The following is a 17,084-nucleotide window of genomic DNA, read 5'->3' on the forward strand; positions in this document are numbered from 1 at the left end:
GAACAATCGAGAACCATTTTAAATTTCGATGCTCATATTTATGCCATTATTAACGTTATTGAATTCTCGTTTCGTTAAACAGTTCCGCACTGGATTAACTTTTATGATGATAAGTACTGAAGATTGTTTTGCCGATCGTTGCAATGGCTTTATTTTGCTCTTTCAATGTCGCCTCGGTTTGGGTTAAATAGATTGTTATAATCAAAGGGGTTCTGGTTTCTGACCAAACAACTGCAGCAATAGCCCTAGACCCATATGCTCCTGAACCAGAACGGTCAGCAATAGACCAGTGCTGTGGAAGTACTGAGCGCAATAACGCCCCCGTCACTTTGTTATTAATCATCCATTGTTTTAACAGTGCTTTTGATGATGGTGTAAGTACATCACCGAACAATATTTTATGTAATAACATCGCCATCGCTTTCGGCGTTGTAGTGTCTCTTAACTCTCCTTTATCTACGTTGTTTAACTCAGGCTCAATGCGATCGAGCCTAGAAACATCATCACCGATTGAACGTAAAAACGCTGTTAATGCCGCAGGCCCGTTAATACCATCCAGTATTATATTCGCTGCGGTATTATCACTCATGGTCATGGTTGCTGAACAGGCTTGTTTAAGAGACATCTTTTCACCAATCATGTGTTTGGTAATGGGTGACCAGTAGATGAGTGAATCTTTAGTAATGACTGTTTTGGTATCGAGCGATTGAACGCCGTTATTCACATCTGCTAGTAATTTGGCACATGCGAGTACTTTAAAGGTACTCATAAAAGGAAAGCGAGTATCACCATTGTAGTGCCAGAGTTTATCTTTATCGATATCATAAACCGCGACACCGATATTGGCTTTTAATCGCTGTTCTTGCGTTTTTATACTGTCTATTATTTCGTTTGCATGCACTGAAAAAGTACTCGCAAAAATAATGCTTGTTGCCAATAAAATAATGGTGAAGAAAGAAGTAAATACATTGGTTAAAACGTTCATATCGCGAGTGGTTCCTTGCTTTGGTAAGGCATAAATATGTGTTGAAGTCAGCGTGTTCAGTATATCGGTAAGTCGTCGTGATGCAATGTTCAAATTATGACGAATTGTGGCAAAAATATGGCGTTACTTAATAAATACTTTAAATGATACTAAATTGTTGAATTTAATGAATATTAATAAAGTTCTTTGTCGCTAATAAGTGCATAATAGTTACTAGATTTTAACGATAAACTTCCCCGTAAAGCCGCCTGACAATTGCTTATTAAGTGCATCAGAAATAGCCTTTTCATCGAAGTCAACACTATAGATTTCTGGCAGATGTATTGAACCATCGGCGACACCATCAAGTAATAATTTACTCATAAAGCTCATGTGTTGTTGCGCACATAAGCTATTAGCAAGCCAAGCACCACCTAATGAAACGATACTGATATTAGGAGCCTTTTTGAACAGCAATTCTGGTGAAATTTCGGGTAATGGTTTCAAGCATGCGATTCTACCGCAGAAGCGCAATAACTCTAAATCTCGAAGCGTTGTTTCTCCGCCAATAGAATCCAAAATGGCATCAAACCCTTGTGGGCCAAGCTCCCGACAAATTTTATCGCAAAGTTTTTTGTCTTGATAATCAAAGACAGCGTCGGCGCCTAAACACTTCAAGCGTTTATGATTATGTTTGGCAGCGGTCGTGAATACGTCAGCACCGCGTTGTTTTGCAAATTGAATCGCGAAATGTCCAACAGCGCCGGCACCTGCTTCTATTAACAGGGTGTCGCCATCGATAATTTGTAATTTGTCCAAGGCAATTAATGCTGTCATACCTGCACAAGGTAAGGTTGCCGCTTGGCACGGTTCAACATTATCAGGGACTACAGATACCGCATAATTGGGTACCTTGGTGTACTCACTTAGCACGCCTTGATCTGCTAAACTAGCATGCCACATAACTCTGTCGCCGACCGTTGGAATCAGTCCTTTAGGGGCATTAACAACTGTCCCTACGGCATCTAAACCCAAAATATGAGGGTATTGCCATTGGCAAAACCCCTCTATAGCGTACTGGCCATCTAAAGGATTAAGCCCAACGTATTCAACTTTAATCAAAAGCTCGTTTTCTACACAGGTAGGCACGGGCCATTCAACAGTCGTTAATGAAATTTCCTTATTTGGCGCTTCTAAGACGATTGCCTTCATTGCTTTAGGAATATCAAATTTTTTAGTTGTTACATCAGGCATAAATTACTCATGTTTTTAAAGACTGGCTAGTGCATAACTCCAACGACCATTGAAGGTATGATAAGCATTTACTTTCGTGAGTAAAGTTGAAATTGCAGAATCTAGAGCGTTTTCTTCTGCTGTCAAAACTTCTTGCCTTGCGTCAAGCAGTGATAAATAAGGAACTTGTCCTTCTTGATACATAGCTTGCGCTTGTAAATAAGCTTTATTAGCGAAATGGTAACGATTATCGGCAAATCGTCTTTTACTGTACTCTTTTAAGAGTTGTTGCAGTGTTAACTCACTCTCATTAATGGCAAGTAATACGGTTTTTTGGTATTCATTGTAGGCTGCTTCACTTAAATAGTGCTGAGCTTCTTGCTTAGCTAACAGTGCAGGGTAGCTTAGTAACGACCATTCAATTTCAGGCAATACTTGCCATTGTTGGTGCGTGTTAGTTAGCCGCGTGCTAATCGGACTTAAAACACCCGCAAATGCCGTTAAACTAATATCTGGGAAAAGTGCCTTGGTTGCTGCAACGCTCAGTGAGTTTTCTCGACTAAATTGATAAAGTGCTTTGCTAATATCAGGGCGTAAAGCAATAGCATTACTGGGCTGAGCTAATTCCACATTTAAATCAAACGTAATAAGCTTTCTTTCATCGATTAGCGAAAGATCACTTAAAGTTTTGCCGGTAAGAAACGCTAACGCTGATCGTTCTTGCTGCAAAAGGTATGCTATTTCTGGTACTAAGGTTTGTTGTTGATTTAGTTGAGCTTTGGTTCGGTTTAAGTCGAGTTCGCTTGCCACACCTTCATCAACACTTGCTTGCAAAACGTTAATACTCTGCTGCAAAGCACCTATTTGTTGCGAAATGATGTAGTGTTTTTGAAGGTAACCTTGATAGCGTATATATCCAGAGATTACAGAAGACACAACTTCTATCTGAAGTAAGCGTTGTTGCTCTGTTTGGCTCATCGCTGATGCGTTTGCGGCGTCAACCAGTGCAGATATCCGTCCGAATAGATCTAAATGCCAATTTATACCCAAGCTTGCGGCACTATTGCGCGAAAGTGTTCCATCGTTACTTGTGCGTTCGCTTTTTACGGTTAAACCACCCTGTGGCAAATATTGCGTTTTTTCTGCGCCTAGACGGGCTAGCGTACTTTTCAGCGTTAATTGGCTCGTTTTTAAATCGTAGTTATTGGTTAGCGCGTCAGAAATCAGTTGATTTAATTGCGGTGAATTAAATTGATGCCACCAATTTATTTCACTTGCGCCCTTTAACTGCGATGCAATATCGCTATCTGTGATAAAGTGCGCTACTTTCTGCTGGTGCGCTTGGTGTGAGAGGTTATCATTATAACTTGCACAGCCTGTAACTGTGCACAGTATTAATAAAGATATTGTGTTTTTAGTCATTGACAGTAAATTGGTTTTCAACATGTTATTTATGCCCCATTGCTTTGTCGTGATGGCGATCGTGTTTTTCTTTGTTGGTCACCAACATATAAAAGATTGGTGTAAACAATAGACCAAATATAGTGACGCCAATCATGCCTGAAAATACTGCGTTCCCCATTGCGTGACGCATTTCAGCTCCTGCACCTGATGCTAGAACAAGAGGAACGACACCTGCAGTAAAGGCAATAGAAGTCATTAATATAGGTCTTAATCGGAGTCGACATGCCGCAATAATTGCTTCAAATTGTATCATACCGCTTTCATGTTGATCTTTGGCAAACTCAACCATCAAAATGGCATTTTTTGACGCTAAGGCTACTAAAACAATCAGTGCTATTTGCGTAAAAATATTGTTATCAGAGCCAACAAACCAAACACCAAGTAAGGCGGAAAATATAGTCATCGGTACAATTAAGATGATCGCTAGTGGCAGGCGTAAACTCTCATACTGCGCTGCGAGCACTAAGAATACTAATAGCACTACTAAAGGAAAAACATATACCATGGTGTTGCCAGCGATAATTTGCTGGTAGGTTACATCTGTCCACTCGTAATCAATACCCGTTGGTAAATGCTGCGCAAGAATTAACTCTATAGCTTGTTGTGCTTGATCAGAACTATAGCCTGGTGCTGGACTACCGTTAAGTTCGGCACTCGGGTAACCATTATAATGCATGACACGGTCTGGCCCTGTTGTTGGAGTAACCGTTAATATTGAACCAAGTGGTACCATATCACCTTGTCTATTACGTACTTTCAAGTTTAAGATCTGTGCAGGATCTTGGCGAAACTCTGCATCTGCTTGCGCATTTACTTGATAAGTTCTGCCAAAAGCATTGAAGTCATTTACATATAAAGAACCTAAGTAAATCTGTAGTGCGTCAAAGACTTCATCAAGTGGAATACCCTGTATTAAGGCCTGCTCCCTATCGATATCAATATCCATTTGAGGTACTTGAATGCGAAAACTTGAATACAAGCCTACCAACGCCGGATCTTGTTGTGCTTGTGCGATAACGGTTTGTAGACTATTAAATAATGTTTCAAACCCTTTGTTATCACGATCTTCAATTTGAAGCTTAAAGCCGCCCGTTGTGCCCAGGCCTTGAATAGGGGGCGGTGGAAATACTGCGACAAATGCTTCGTCAATTGCAGCAAACTGTTGGTTTAATTGCATTGCAATAGCACCAGCAGATAAGTGTGGCTCATTACGATTGTTAAAGTCGTCTAATGCGATAAACACAATGCCGCTATTTGGGCTATTGGTAAAGCCATTAACAGATAACCCCGGAAATGTGACAGTATGCAATACGCCAGGCACCTTAAGTGCAATTTGTTCCATTTCAACAACAACATCTTGCGTACGATCTAAACTTGCTGCGTCAGGAAGCTGCGCAATTGCGACGAGGTATTGCTTATCTTGCGCAGGGATAAAGCCACCAGGTATTGTCTCGAATAATTTAAACGTTCCACCAAGCAATACAACATAAGCTGCAATAACGATAACACTCATGCGGATGAGCTTTTTAACTAAACGCTGATAGCCTTGTGCGCCACGCTCAAAAAATTTATTGAAAGGTGTGAATAACCAACGGCCAAAGAGTTTGTTAAGTAAACGTGTTAATGCGTCTGGTTTTTCATCGTGAGACTTTAACAACAATGCCGAGAGTGCAGGGGATAACGTCAAAGAGTTAAACGCAGAAATCACAGTAGAAATAGTAATGGTAAGGGCGAATTGTTTGTAAAACTGACCTGATAATCCCGATATAAAGGCTGTCGGTATAAAAACGGCAAGCAATACCAAAGCAATCGCAATAATCGGGCCTGTTACTTCTGTCATTGCTACACGTGTAGCTTCGACGGGTGATAACCCCTTTTCGATATTTCGTTCAACGTTCTCAACGACGACGATGGCATCATCCACCACGATACCAATTGCTAACACTAAACCAAAAAGCGACAACGTATTGATAGAGACACCTAACCATTGCATTACTGCAAAAGTACCAATGAGCGATACAGGCACTGCAATTAAAGGAATAATTGATGCTCGCCATGTTTGTAAAAACAAAATGACAACAATAACAACAAGTACAATTGCTTCTAACAATGTGGTAATTACCGCATCAATTGAATCACGGACAAATATTGTCGGATCGTACACAATGTCATATTCCACGCCATCAGGAAAAGCGGTTGAAAGTTGTGCCATGGTTGTTCTTACTTGATCAGATAGCTCAATAGCATTTGAACCAGGGCGTTGGAAAATAGGCATTGCTAATGCGGGTTGACCATCAAGTAGGGCACGTAAAGCATAAGTATTTTGACCCAACTCGACTTTTGCGACATCTTTTAAGCGAATTACTTGCTTTTGTTCACCTACTTTTAAAATAACATTTTCAAACTCCTCTGCACTCGCTAACCGACCTTTAACATTAAGTAAAATTTGAAATTGACTGTCGTTTGCTGCGGGTTGTGCGCCTAAACTACCTGCGGCAACTTGTTGGTTTTGTGAACGAAGGGCGTTTATAACATCTGAGGCTGTTAATTCTCTCGCCGCTAGTGCATCAGGATTTAACCATACACGCATTGAATATTGACCACCGCCAAATAACTGCACATCGCCAACGCCAGGTAATCGAGCAATTTGGTCTTTTATGTAAATATCTGCATAGTTAGATAAATATGTAGTGTCATGTGTTTTATTTGGAGAATACAGGTGGACAACCATGGTGAGATCTGGCGAAGATTTCTCCGCAACAACACCTAAGCGCTGTACCTCTTGAGGCAATCTAGACAATGCACTGTTGACTCGGTTTTGCACCTGTACTTGTGCGCGATCTAAATCTGTTCCCAATGCAAACGTTACAGTTAACGTCATACGCCCATCACTGGTTGCTTGTGAGAACATATATAACATGTTCTCGGTACCATTTATTTCTTGTTCAAGAGGTGTAGCTACCGTCTGTGCGATGACAGTGGGGTTAGCGCCAGGATAGTTGGCGGTAACAACTACTGTGGGCGGCACAACTTCTGGATACTCACTAACAGGTAACTGGAAGAGTGAGATTGCACCACCTATCAGAATTACCAAGGATAATACTGACGCAAAGATGGGTCTTTTAATGAAAAAATGTGAAAAATTCATTGTTAATCCTAATATTTAGCAACGAGATTAGCTTGCTCAGCACTGGCCATCGTAAAAGCAGTATTATTTGTTTCTATCTTGGTAATATTTGGCCGAATAGGCATACCTGGTCCAACGCGAGCAGGACCATTTACGGCGATGATGTCGTTAGCGTTAAGACCTGACGTTATTGCGCGTAATGTGCCGTAACGCTCGCCAATTTCAACGAGCTTGTATTGCAAAACATTATTCTCATCAACGGTAAGTACAAAGCGATTTTTCAGATCAGTACCTATCGCTCTTTCAGGGATAATAACTCGATCTCTAACATCACTTGCTGCCAGTTTTATACGTGCAAAAGACCCTGCTCTTAAGCGATTTTCTTCACGAGCATTCGTTTGCTCAAAAACAGCTCTAACTTGTAATGTACCGGTTGAAGCATTGATTTGGTTATCAATAAAGTTGATATAGCCTTGATGTTTAAAGTCCTCCTGACCGATTTTTTGCATTAATACCGGTTGTTTACTCGTCGCGGTAACTTGAGCAAAAGCACTGTTCCACGTGCGTTCATCAATGTTGAAATAGGCGTACATTTCGTCGTTTGAAACGATAGACGTTAAGACACTTTCTCCGGCTCTTACTGTATTTCCACGTGTAATATTTGCGCGTGAAATAACGCCATCAATAGGTGACCTTATTGTTGTAAAGGCTAAGTCTAGTTTTGCAGAATCAAGTTGTGCTTTTAGCGCGGCTAACTGAGCCTCGCGCTGACGTAAGGTTGACGTACGGGATTCAGCTTGTTCGGTTGATATTGCTTTACGTTCAGACAAACGTTTTGCCCGCTTTGCCTCACTTTTTGCCTGTTGCAAAGCGGCTTTTGCAGATAATACTTGTGCATTAAGATTTGCAACAACAGAGGCAAAAGGGCGATCATCAAGCTGAATAAGAAGTTCACCTTTGCTAACTGTATCACCTTCTTTAAATGCTACTTGCTCAATAGTACCGGATACGCGAGGACGTAATAAAACTTCTTCAGGTGCTTCTAAACGTGTCGTAAATACATGCCAGTTTTGTACCGGTTCAATAAGTACTTTAGCAACATCAATGGGTTGTAATGGCATTTTCTGTGTTTGTTGTGCAGTTTCATCGGTACAGCCACTTACAGCAATAATGATGCTGGTTATTGCTGTAAAAATAAGAATTTTTTTCATTGTTTATCTCCATGTTTTCGAGAACTATAAAATGCTGAGTAACGCATAGGTCAAGAGTGCTATTTGGTCATTGGGTAAAATATGTATTAATGATACGCTCGATATTGATGATTAAATATAGTGGTTTTTTAATTACATTAGTGCCAAAATGGCACCAATGTAATTTGGGGTTAAACTATGGATACTACTAGCCGTTTGTTGATGTTATTGGATGTGGTAGAGCGTGGATCATTTGCTAATGCTGCCGAAAGTAGAAATATTGATCGTTCAGTTATCTCTAAACAAATTAGTAAATTAGAGGATGAGCTGTCGGTAAGATTATTGAATAGATCTACACGATCATTTTCATTAACAGCAGCGGGTGCTGAAATGGTTAAAAAGGCAACTGAGTTAAGAGAATTGCTCAGTGAAACAATTAGAATGGCAGAAAACTATCATTTAGAGCCTAGAGGTACGATAAAAATAACGTCATCAACGATCATTGCTAAACGATACCTTCAACCCGTTATCAACGATTTTCAAAAACGCTTTCCGCAGGTGGAGGTTGAACTGATTCTAGGAGATACCTTAGTTGACATTGTTGCAGAAGGAATTGACTTAGCTTTCAGGGTTGGAGAACTAAAGGACTCATCGTTAATTGCCCGAAAACTCGCACGTAATCGTTTAGTTATTTTAGCGTCACCTGATTTTATTGAAACCTATGGTATGCCTGAAAAAATGGCTGATCTTGAGTCTTTGCCGGCTGCGAGCTACACCAACGCTACTATTCGTGTCACCGAGGTTGAGTATAAAAATGCGCAAGGTGAGCAAGTAACTCAAAAAATTAATAGTGTTTTTCGTGCAAATGATGCTGAAGTGTTATTGTTGAAAGCATTATCAGGAAGTGCATTTGTGATTGCACCCGCTTTTATTGTTGGTGATGAAGTGTTAAACGGAAAACTTATACCGTTATTAACTGACGTAAACTTATTAAACTACCGTGAAATGTACGCTATTTATCCTCACAGAGACTTGCCCGTTAGAACGCGCTTATTTTATGATGCTGTGCGTGATTTTATTGGTAAAGATAAGCCAATATGGGAAAAAAATATTCCAAATTTTGAACACATGTATCAAGGATAATATTGAGTAATTTACTACTCCTATGTAAATAATCCACCTTCATTTCAGGTTGCTTTGACTCGGCTCCTGAAGGGGAGCTTACTCCTTTCAGTTTTAACTGAGTGTTATCCTAAAATAATTTCACCTATTGTTTATCTCTCGTTATATTGTCGGGGTGCCGACAGCACGACAGAGGGAAAAATCGATTGTTTCCCTCTGACAACTCCCTCATCGCCCCGTTCAGCGAACACTAACAGCCATATTTTTAGACTGTCATGCCTCTCTGACAAATGCTCGTCCCACCGCTCGTCAGTGTCAGCCATCCTTGGCTGACAAGCATTACTTTCTTAAAAAATAATGGCTGTTATCGCTTCAAAGGGAATCGACATACATCATACCTATCGTTAAATGACGAGAAACTTCATTACAGCAATTTAGCATTATGAAATCCTTGAAAACAATTTAATAAATACTGTTAAAGCTAAGCTTTACAGGCAAAACACCGACTGAACGATCACCACCAACATAGGAGGTGGTTTTGAGTTAACAATAAATCGTGCGCTTACAAGCACGTCAAATTCGAAGAAATAAGCAAAGTAGGTTAGGCTAAAGATGATAGAAAAATTAAGGGAAAATAAGATGATAACTCAAAAAACATTGTTTACCGTAATAGTGCTTACGTTTTTAACTGCCTGTGCATCAATGGGCACTGGAAATAAGGCTGAAAAACAGCAGCAAATTATTAAGATGAAAAATGAAGTACTCACCCAGTTATATCAGAAGAAGCCAGATACACGTGATCAGATCAATGCCGCGCCTGGTTATGCGGTGTTTTCAAATGCAAATATTAATTTAATTTTTATGGCGGCAGGAACAGGTTATGGCGTTGTAAAAAACATGAAAACCAAGAAAAATACATACATGAATATGGCTGAAGGCGGTATCGGGCTTGGCTTAGGCGTAAAAGATTATCGTATCGTTATGGTATTTCATACAGAAAATGCGATGAATAGTTTTATTAATAATGGTTGGACGTTTGGCGGTAATGCCGATGCTGCAGCAAAAGCAGGTGATAAAGGTGGCTCAGTTGAAGGTGAAGCTTATTATGGTGATGTAACCGTATACACCTTGACTGAAGCAGGTTTAGCGTTACAAGCGACAATAAAGGGGACTAAGTTCTGGGTAGATAAAGAACTCAATTAGCTTCAAATTACTTTAGTTTAAAAAAAAGCCAGTCGTAGTGACTGGCTAAGCTCCATGAGTGGGAGATAAGTAATTTAACATGTTTACTTGCTAAGGGATGCGAGTTCAACGGTGACTTGGTCAATACCATGTTTACTGATGCGAGAACTAAATTCAGCTTGTTTGCTACTAAGTAATGAAATGCCTTCAACGATCATGTCGTATGCTTTCCATTGTCCTGTTTTTTTGTTTTTACGCATCTGAAAAGTTAAATGAATATCTGGTTTACCATCTTCGGTGATCAAGGCATCAACAGATGCCGTTCTGCCGCTTTTTGAAATTTTAGATTGACCATAAGTTACTTTTTGATCTTTGTATTGGTTAAGTGCAGTTGCGTAAGTACGAACTAGGTAATGCTTCATAGACGAAACAAATTTTGTGCGCTGCTCTTTTGAGGCTTTTCTAACATGCTTACCTAATATTTTGAATGCGGCATAGCGGTAATCAACAACAGGCATTAACTCTTCTTCTACGATATTACGCATTAACTCTGGAAATTTTTGTAACTCGGCTTGGCTTGTTGCGATTCGAGAAAAAAGCTTATCACCTGTTTGATGAATCACATCTTTTGGTGTCAACTTTGGTTGTGCAGAGGCAGCTAAACTAAACAGTAAAATAAAAATCGATAAAGCGAATCTCATGAGTGATCCTTGAACATAAGAGATAATATGGTGTGTATTTTACATACCGACCGCTCGGTCTGTAAATGTTTTTCTATGAAAAATTTAGTTTTAAGTTATATTTTTTAACACTATTGAGGGCTAGTTTTTACGTAAGTTATTGAGGTATAGGCATAACTCGTTTACGACTTTATCGAATAACTCTTTATTTTTTGCGCTTTTGCTTAAACTGTAGGCACCATGAAAACTTGAAACAACAAAATAGGCTATTTGATTAAAGTCTAAGTCAGAGCGAAGTGATGATGAAAAGCGCTGAAAATTAAAGGCAATAAGGTGGTTTAATTTCTGTTGCATGTTGAGTACACGTAATCTAAAGCCTTCATCAACACCTGACATTTCTTGACATAAGTTATTGACAGGGCAACCACAAATAATATCTTCACAGCTCATGCTTTGTGATACTTCATGGAAAAAATTGCATAAGCCATCGATAGGATCTGCAGCTTCAACAGCAGGTTGCCAGGTCGCTAGAAACATTGGTGTGAATATTTCTTCGAAAACAGCATAACCGAGTTCTAGTTTATTGGCGAAGTGGTGGTATAACGCGCCTTTAGATATTTCACAACGTGCTAAAATAGTAGATAAACTTGTGGCTTGAAATCCATGTTGATGAATTTCATCAGCGGTAATTTCTAATATTCGTTGACGTGTTTGTTCAGCATCTCTCATACATAAACCTCAGTATAAAGCTATTTTATTGTAACCGACTAACTGGTTTGTTCAAGCGTTATTTTAACGCTTAGCATTTGGAGTTTTATAAGCTGTAGAGGTTAGAGCATAATGGTTTAGGTAGGGTAGTTCTGCTTGTTGCTTAAATAGGGGGACTTAAGTTCTCCTATTGGCTTCTACTTCTGTTCGGCTATAAGCGAACTAAGGACATTTACGCTCATAAAAATGACCAAGCCAAGTTAGCTCGATAATGATATTAAAATGTTACCCAAGTCGGATTTATTTAATACTTTTTATTTAGTATCCCACTATTTATTAGCCCTTTTATTTCCATTTTATGGTGACATTTTAGTCACATTAGATTTGCTAATATCTCATCAACTTAATTTGCTTAAATGTTGGAGGAAGACGATATGAGCAAGCAATTGAATCGAGTGTTATGGCTATCAAATAGAGGAGCATCATTATGAGCTGGAAAGTTGATAAACTATCGTGGCTGCTGGCCTTATGGGGAGTCGTTTTTAGCTTGCCATTGTTTTCCTACGCAGCAGAGGCTCCCGGCGCACTAACTATTATCGTGACTTCGCAAAAAACAGCTCGACCCCTTTCGAACGTACAAGTTACTCTTAAAGAGCGAGAAACCGCTTCAATTCAAACACTAACTACTGATAAACAAGGGCGTATTGTTGTTGATTTGCTTGATCCGGGTTTATACGCGTTAACATTAAACAAAAATGGCTTTGTTTCACTTTATGAGCCGAGCATTCGTGTCGTTACTCGCAAGAATATGAAAGTCGAGTTCGAGCTAAATGAACAAAATATTGAGGTGATTGAGGTACGAGCACAACAAGCTGAGAAAGCAGGTTCAGGTTCAAATATTTACCTAGATAGAGAGGCATTACGAGGTGCTGTCGGTGGAGGTGCAGATCCTTTACTTTCATTAGATGGATTGCCGGGTTTAGCATCTTCAAGTGAACGTAATGATTGGTCATTCTCATCGCGTTCAGAGGATAGCGATATGGTTGCCCATTTATCATGGTAAGTTTTCATTTATCTAATCTAATTTACCTAAAAAGCATTAGGGTAAACTAAAACTTATAAATAACCCCAATACCTACCTCAGCTTCGTAATCACTGCGTGCAATAGGGCTATCTCTGACTTCACTACTGAAATATTCAAATAGTGCTTCACCATATATTTGCCAATCACTGTTTATGTTTTTTCGGTAATTATAGTCAATACCAACTGAGCGTAATCCACCGCTTAATTTAGTTTCGTCTAAGCCTGATGATAGTGATTGCATGGCATCAATACCAAATCCTTTATTAGCGTAGTCACTGTCATGTACTACGAAAACTAAATTAACTTCAGAACCTGTGCCGTCAGTTTGTTCACCAAATCGACGGCCAACACCGAATAAAGCTAAGTTCCCTTCTTCACTGGCAACGAAACGACTAACTAACCAATAACGCCAATCAGGGGTAAATGAACGACGAGCTTGTAAAACCAACTCAAAGCCTTCTTCTTGATTACCAAGACCATCTAATCTGCCATCGTCAGAGTCGCTTTCTTCTCGGCCTTCTTCAAATCCAATCAAGGCACCTAATAGCCATTTGCCATTGAGTAGTCCTCGCCAGCCAAATGCTTCTCCTGCAAAGTAATAAATATTATCACCACTGCGCCATTGCACAGCACCAGCAGGCTGTGCTTCAAAGCCCAATTCATCTGAACCTTCGTAAGCGGATTCATATTCAATCCCCAGCCCTAAGCCAAACGCCCAGCCATCTTCACCTTTAGTGAAATCATCAATAGATGGAAGGGGAACTAAAACAGGTTTATTTTCTTGTGCTATTACTGCGTTATTAAAGGTACTTTGTATAAGCAATAAAACGGCTAAAAATATAAATTTTTTCATATGACGTATTCAATTTATTCAAGGGGTTGTTATTAAAATAGCGATACGAATTCGAGGAGGAAATGGTTCACCATTACTTTTATATTTTCTCTTTTGATATCGTGATGTCACTAAAAGGTCGAACAGCCGAGTTTGGCGACTACCGGAAGGAGCGAGGAGCGGACCTTGGAAAACCATTTTTTCTGCACTTATTTTATATTCCAGTTGCAATGAGTCGCCCAAACTCAAGAAAAACGTTTAGAACTCTGAGTTGTAATTGGTGGCGCAGGTGGAGCTGTACTTAGCGTAGCAACAAACAATGTAGGTTTATGGATTTCACTCAGTGTAGCCATCGGTGAAGCGCGTGGACTAGTATTAAGTGAAATTAAATCAAACTAAATCTAAAGAATGAACGACTATATACCTAAACTATTGGTCACAACATTAATACATTACAAGTTAAGATGAAAAAACTACTACTTGCATTTACACTAAGCATGGCAGCTATTCCCGCTGTCAGTTCAGAAACAACCCTACTCCATCAAGACGCTAAAAGATTAATTGATGTCTGGATAGAGTCTCAGATGGATTATCAGCAAATCCCATACATTTCGGGTAGCTACGTCAAAGATCAAAAAGTCCTTTGGAGTGGAGCATATGGCAGCACTGATTGGCCTGCAACCCAAGCAGCAGATGAGAATACGATTGCAAGTATTTGCTCTACGTCAAAAGTGTTTACCGCTACCGCTATCATGAAGTTGGCTGACCAAGGAAAATTGAGTCTAGATCAAAAAGTTTTCGACTTACTGCCGCAGCTTGCGCTAAAACAAACCTTTAGTGAGAGCGAAGATATCACAGTGGGTTCTTTGCTAAACCACACTTCAGGTGTTCCTAGAGACACCAATCATAGCTATTGGAGTGGCCCAGATCACAACTTCCCTACGGAAAATGAATTTTATAAAAGTCTAAGCCAGCAACAAACAGACAATCCTGTTGGCAAAATAGAAAACTACAGTAACGTAGGCTATGCGTTGCTTGGTCAAATCATCACTGCAGTATCAGGTAAAAGCTATAAAGATTATATAGAAACTGAAATTTTTAAGCCCCTTGCTATGAATGACTCTGTAGTGGAAATGCAGAAAACACAATACGGTAAAAAACACGCGATTGGCTATACCGCTATTAATCGTGATGGTAAAAGACAACAAGCAAACTTCTATCAAGCAAACGCATTGCAACCTGCGATGGGAATTTCGTCTAATGCAGCAGATCTTGCAAAATTTGCCATGTGGCAATTTAGAGAAGTTGAAAGTGAAAACGCAGAGCTAATGCGCTCAACCACACTCGCACAAATGTATCTTACCAATCACAGCAACGTGACCAAGTTCCGTGGATTAGGGTACGAAGTTAGACAAGATAAAAGTGGTGATACATGGGCGCAGCATGGCGGTATGTGTCCCGGCTATCACTCCTATATCAAAATGAATGTAACAGACAAAGAAGCTTATGCTTTTACCGCTTCAGCAAACAAGGTACGCGCCCTTGTCTACATCAACAATATCAAATCAATCATAGATCGCAGTGCAATAATTCCTACTAATACTAAGCCAACCATTGATCTTGCACAATATGAAGGTTTTTACGATCTAAATCCATGGAATAGTGAATACTATGTCGGGAAATGGGCCAATGGCTTGATTTTACTTTATTTACCAGCCGATTCACTCAGATATTCGTTATATGAGTACCAGCACGTAGAACAAGATACCTTTGAATTGGTTGAAGACGGCAAACTGAAAGGCGAAAGAATCCAGTTTAATCGGGATTCTAAAGGTCAGATTATATCAATACTTAATGAAGGTGGTTTGCATCCTAAAATCAACCAATAAGCGTTGAAATAACGGTGAGATTCGCACAATTACAAACCTTTATTGATTTAGGTTGATAGACCGCTATTGGCACAATACACGCACTTGAACTGACACACGTTTACCTACTTCTGCGTTGATCTAACATTAACTCAATAAAAATATGTCCAGTTAAATCTGGGCACTTCAGTATGTGAAACTAAAATGACCGCTATTTAGGAACTTCCTGTATATTCACTTGATTATCAGTGGGAAAAACAACATTTGTTTGATGTCGTATCTCAGTAAGTATTTTCGCTACCGATAAAGATCTAGCGACTTTACTTGCGTTCATCTCGCCCGACTTCACCCATGTTGCAAACGCTATTGCTTCGTAGTACATGCTATTGTTGTGTTGCACTTCAGTCAGATCGATTTCAGGCTCCCCTTTTTTGCACAACAATACTTGCTCCATCTGCGATATGCTTTTTATTTGGATGGAACCATTTTCACCTTGTATCTCACTGTTAACAAATGAGTTACTCACTTTTGAGTGTGTAACGACAAGGGAAAATTTAGGATACACAAAAATGACTTGTCCATTACTATCAACACCTGAATCCAAAAGGTTTGCTGTCGCTTTTATTGACCTTGGTTCACCAAACAATGCAACGGCAGTTGCAACACAATAGTAGCCAATATCCATGATTGAACCGTTTGCGAAAGCAGGATTGAAAGTATTCGGCTTCTCACCCTCGATATATTTGGCATAACGAGAAGAGTATTGGCAGAAAGTTAAGTGTGCTTGCGTGATTTTACCAATATTATCGAGGCTATTTTGAACAACTTTGAAGTTAGGTAAAAACTCTGTGAGAAATGCTTCAAAAAGTACCACATTGTTTTCTTCAGCAATCTTAAACATTTCTTTAGCTCGCTGAAAATCAGAAGCGAGCGGTTTTTCACATATAACGTGTTTGCCTGCTTTTAGCATTTGAACCGTTTGTTCAAAATGCAACGAATTAGGGCTAGCAATATACACAGCTTCTATTTCTGAACAATTTGCTAATTCATCTAAGCTGTTGAGTGTAAAACTTGCGTTGTGCTTGGAGGCTAGATCTTCAGCTTTTTTCTCACTCCGAGAGTAAATACCGGCGATATCGAACAAGTTGGTATGTTTAATTGCATCTAAAAACTGTTCTGTGATGAAATTAGAGCCTATCGTCGCTATTCGAATCATATTTTTTGTTAATTTCCTTGATTAGGTGGCTGAGTAATGGTTGTTGTTATAATTTTTCACAGAAAGCGTGTGTATTCAACATGGTTTAACTGTATTTAGAGTCGACATTTTGCTTTCGAACTCGCAAAGTAAAATTATCTTATTACGATTACGAAGCCATATTAATGCAGAGTTAAATTCCAGAAACTTGTCTCAACAACTAATAGACATCTCATTTATTTAAAGCGAGTGAATTTAGTGTTATGTTAATTTTTATGGATGTTGCTAAAACGCTATCGGCATAAAATTTATGTTAATTCTACCTGATTGATATTAGTTGATTTTAATGACAAGTGATAGGGGGATATGCACTACCTATGTACTACAATAAGTAGTGATTCGGATCTAACTGAATAGATTATTTAAAATATAGAA

Annotated in this window: 13 protein-coding genes; 4 read left to right on the forward strand and 9 right to left on the reverse strand. The window is 39.3% G+C overall.

What is annotated here, in order from left to right; all coding sequences use genetic code 11:
* Positions 1–94: 94 nt before the first annotated feature.
* The 5 genes from bla to QUE09_RS05255 form a co-directional block, all read right to left on the reverse strand.
* On the reverse strand, positions 95–985 hold the full coding sequence (bla, locus tag QUE09_RS05235) for a class A beta-lactamase (protein WP_286235148.1): 891 nt from the start codon (positions 983–985) through the stop codon (positions 95–97).
* Between the two features lie 213 nt (positions 986–1,198).
* On the reverse strand, positions 1,199–2,218 hold the full coding sequence (locus QUE09_RS05240; protein ID WP_286235149.1) for a zinc-binding dehydrogenase: 1,020 nt from the start codon (positions 2,216–2,218) through the stop codon (positions 1,199–1,201).
* A 15-nt stretch (positions 2,219–2,233) separates the two neighbouring features.
* On the reverse strand, positions 2,234–3,643 hold the full coding sequence (locus QUE09_RS05245; protein WP_286235150.1) for a TolC family protein: 1,410 nt from the start codon (positions 3,641–3,643) through the stop codon (positions 2,234–2,236).
* A 1-nt stretch (position 3,644) separates the two neighbouring features.
* Positions 3,645–6,809 carry an efflux RND transporter permease subunit gene (locus QUE09_RS05250; RefSeq protein WP_286235151.1) on the reverse strand — a complete coding sequence of 1,055 codons (3,165 nt, stop codon included), beginning with the start codon at positions 6,807–6,809 and terminating at the stop codon, positions 3,645–3,647.
* 8 nt (positions 6,810–6,817) lie between these two features.
* Positions 6,818–7,999, reverse strand: a complete 1,182-nt coding sequence (locus QUE09_RS05255) for an efflux RND transporter periplasmic adaptor subunit (RefSeq protein WP_286235152.1) — start codon at positions 7,997–7,999, stop codon at positions 6,818–6,820.
* A 177-nt stretch (positions 8,000–8,176) separates the two neighbouring features.
* Between QUE09_RS05255 and QUE09_RS05260 the strand changes: the two genes are divergently transcribed.
* Both QUE09_RS05260 and QUE09_RS05265 read left to right on the forward strand, forming a co-directional pair.
* Positions 8,177–9,121, forward strand: a complete 945-nt coding sequence (locus QUE09_RS05260) for a LysR family transcriptional regulator (protein WP_286235153.1) — start codon at positions 8,177–8,179, stop codon at positions 9,119–9,121.
* A gap of 618 nt (positions 9,122–9,739) precedes the next feature.
* Positions 9,740–10,303, forward strand: a complete 564-nt coding sequence (locus tag QUE09_RS05265) for a lipid-binding SYLF domain-containing protein (protein WP_286235154.1) — start codon at positions 9,740–9,742, stop codon at positions 10,301–10,303.
* An 83-nt stretch (positions 10,304–10,386) separates the two neighbouring features.
* Here the strand turns inward: QUE09_RS05265 and QUE09_RS05270 are convergent, their stop codons facing one another.
* Together QUE09_RS05270 and QUE09_RS05275 are read right to left on the reverse strand one after the other, a co-directional pair.
* Positions 10,387–10,983: an MlaC/ttg2D family ABC transporter substrate-binding protein gene (locus QUE09_RS05270; RefSeq protein WP_286235155.1), complete on the reverse strand. Its 597-nt coding sequence runs from the start codon at positions 10,981–10,983 to the stop codon at positions 10,387–10,389.
* Between the two features lie 120 nt (positions 10,984–11,103).
* Positions 11,104–11,691, reverse strand: coding sequence for a TetR/AcrR family transcriptional regulator (locus tag QUE09_RS05275; protein ID WP_286235156.1), 588 nt, complete (start codon positions 11,689–11,691; stop codon positions 11,104–11,106).
* Between the two features lie 466 nt (positions 11,692–12,157).
* Here QUE09_RS05275 and QUE09_RS05280 point away from each other — a divergent pair, with 466 nt between their 5' ends.
* Positions 12,158–12,733, forward strand: a complete 576-nt coding sequence (locus QUE09_RS05280; protein WP_286235157.1) for a carboxypeptidase-like regulatory domain-containing protein — start codon at positions 12,158–12,160, stop codon at positions 12,731–12,733.
* Between the two features lie 46 nt (positions 12,734–12,779).
* Here QUE09_RS05280 and QUE09_RS05285 read toward each other — a convergent pair whose 3' ends face one another.
* On the reverse strand, positions 12,780–13,607 hold the full coding sequence (locus QUE09_RS05285) for a MipA/OmpV family protein (RefSeq protein WP_286235158.1): 828 nt from the start codon (positions 13,605–13,607) through the stop codon (positions 12,780–12,782).
* Between the two features lie 443 nt (positions 13,608–14,050).
* Here QUE09_RS05285 and QUE09_RS05290 point away from each other — a divergent pair, with 443 nt between their 5' ends.
* Entirely contained in the window at positions 14,051–15,475 is a 1,425-nt protein-coding gene (locus tag QUE09_RS05290; RefSeq protein WP_286235159.1) for a serine hydrolase domain-containing protein, read from the forward strand.
* Positions 15,476–15,665: 190 nt separating this feature from the next.
* Here QUE09_RS05290 and QUE09_RS05295 read toward each other — a convergent pair whose 3' ends face one another.
* Complete coding sequence (locus tag QUE09_RS05295) at positions 15,666–16,670, reverse strand: Gfo/Idh/MocA family protein (protein WP_286235160.1); 1,005 nt, start codon at positions 16,668–16,670, stop codon at positions 15,666–15,668.
* Positions 16,671–17,084 lie beyond the last annotated feature (414 nt).

Source organism: Thalassotalea sediminis (assembly GCF_030295915.1).
Classification (GTDB): Bacteria; Pseudomonadota; Gammaproteobacteria; order Enterobacterales; family Alteromonadaceae; genus Thalassotalea_C; species Thalassotalea_C sediminis.

What these genes read in the sequence shown, in the direction of transcription:
- bla (WP_286235148.1), bottom strand. Translation starts at nt 985, where the DNA reads ATGAACGTTTTAACCAATGTATTTACTTCTTTCTTCACCATTATTTTA.
- QUE09_RS05240 (WP_286235149.1), bottom strand. Translation starts at nt 2,218, where the DNA reads ATGCCTGATGTAACAACTAAAAAATTTGATATTCCTAAAGCAATGAAG.
- QUE09_RS05245 (WP_286235150.1), bottom strand. Translation starts at nt 3,643, where the DNA reads ATGTTGAAAACCAATTTACTGTCAATGACTAAAAACACAATATCTTTA.
- QUE09_RS05250 (WP_286235151.1), bottom strand. Translation starts at nt 6,809, where the DNA reads ATGAATTTTTCACATTTTTTCATTAAAAGACCCATCTTTGCGTCAGTA.
- QUE09_RS05255 (WP_286235152.1), bottom strand. Translation starts at nt 7,999, where the DNA reads ATGAAAAAAATTCTTATTTTTACAGCAATAACCAGCATCATTATTGCT.
- QUE09_RS05260 (WP_286235153.1), top strand. Translation starts at nt 8,177, where the DNA reads ATGGATACTACTAGCCGTTTGTTGATGTTATTGGATGTGGTAGAGCGT.
- QUE09_RS05265 (WP_286235154.1), top strand. Translation starts at nt 9,740, where the DNA reads ATGATAACTCAAAAAACATTGTTTACCGTAATAGTGCTTACGTTTTTA.
- QUE09_RS05270 (WP_286235155.1), bottom strand. Translation starts at nt 10,983, where the DNA reads ATGAGATTCGCTTTATCGATTTTTATTTTACTGTTTAGTTTAGCTGCC.
- QUE09_RS05275 (WP_286235156.1), bottom strand. Translation starts at nt 11,691, where the DNA reads ATGAGAGATGCTGAACAAACACGTCAACGAATATTAGAAATTACCGCT.
- QUE09_RS05280 (WP_286235157.1), top strand. Translation starts at nt 12,158, where the DNA reads ATGAGCTGGAAAGTTGATAAACTATCGTGGCTGCTGGCCTTATGGGGA.
- QUE09_RS05285 (WP_286235158.1), bottom strand. Translation starts at nt 13,607, where the DNA reads ATGAAAAAATTTATATTTTTAGCCGTTTTATTGCTTATACAAAGTACC.
- QUE09_RS05290 (WP_286235159.1), top strand. Translation starts at nt 14,051, where the DNA reads ATGAAAAAACTACTACTTGCATTTACACTAAGCATGGCAGCTATTCCC.
- QUE09_RS05295 (WP_286235160.1), bottom strand. Translation starts at nt 16,670, where the DNA reads ATGATTCGAATAGCGACGATAGGCTCTAATTTCATCACAGAACAGTTT.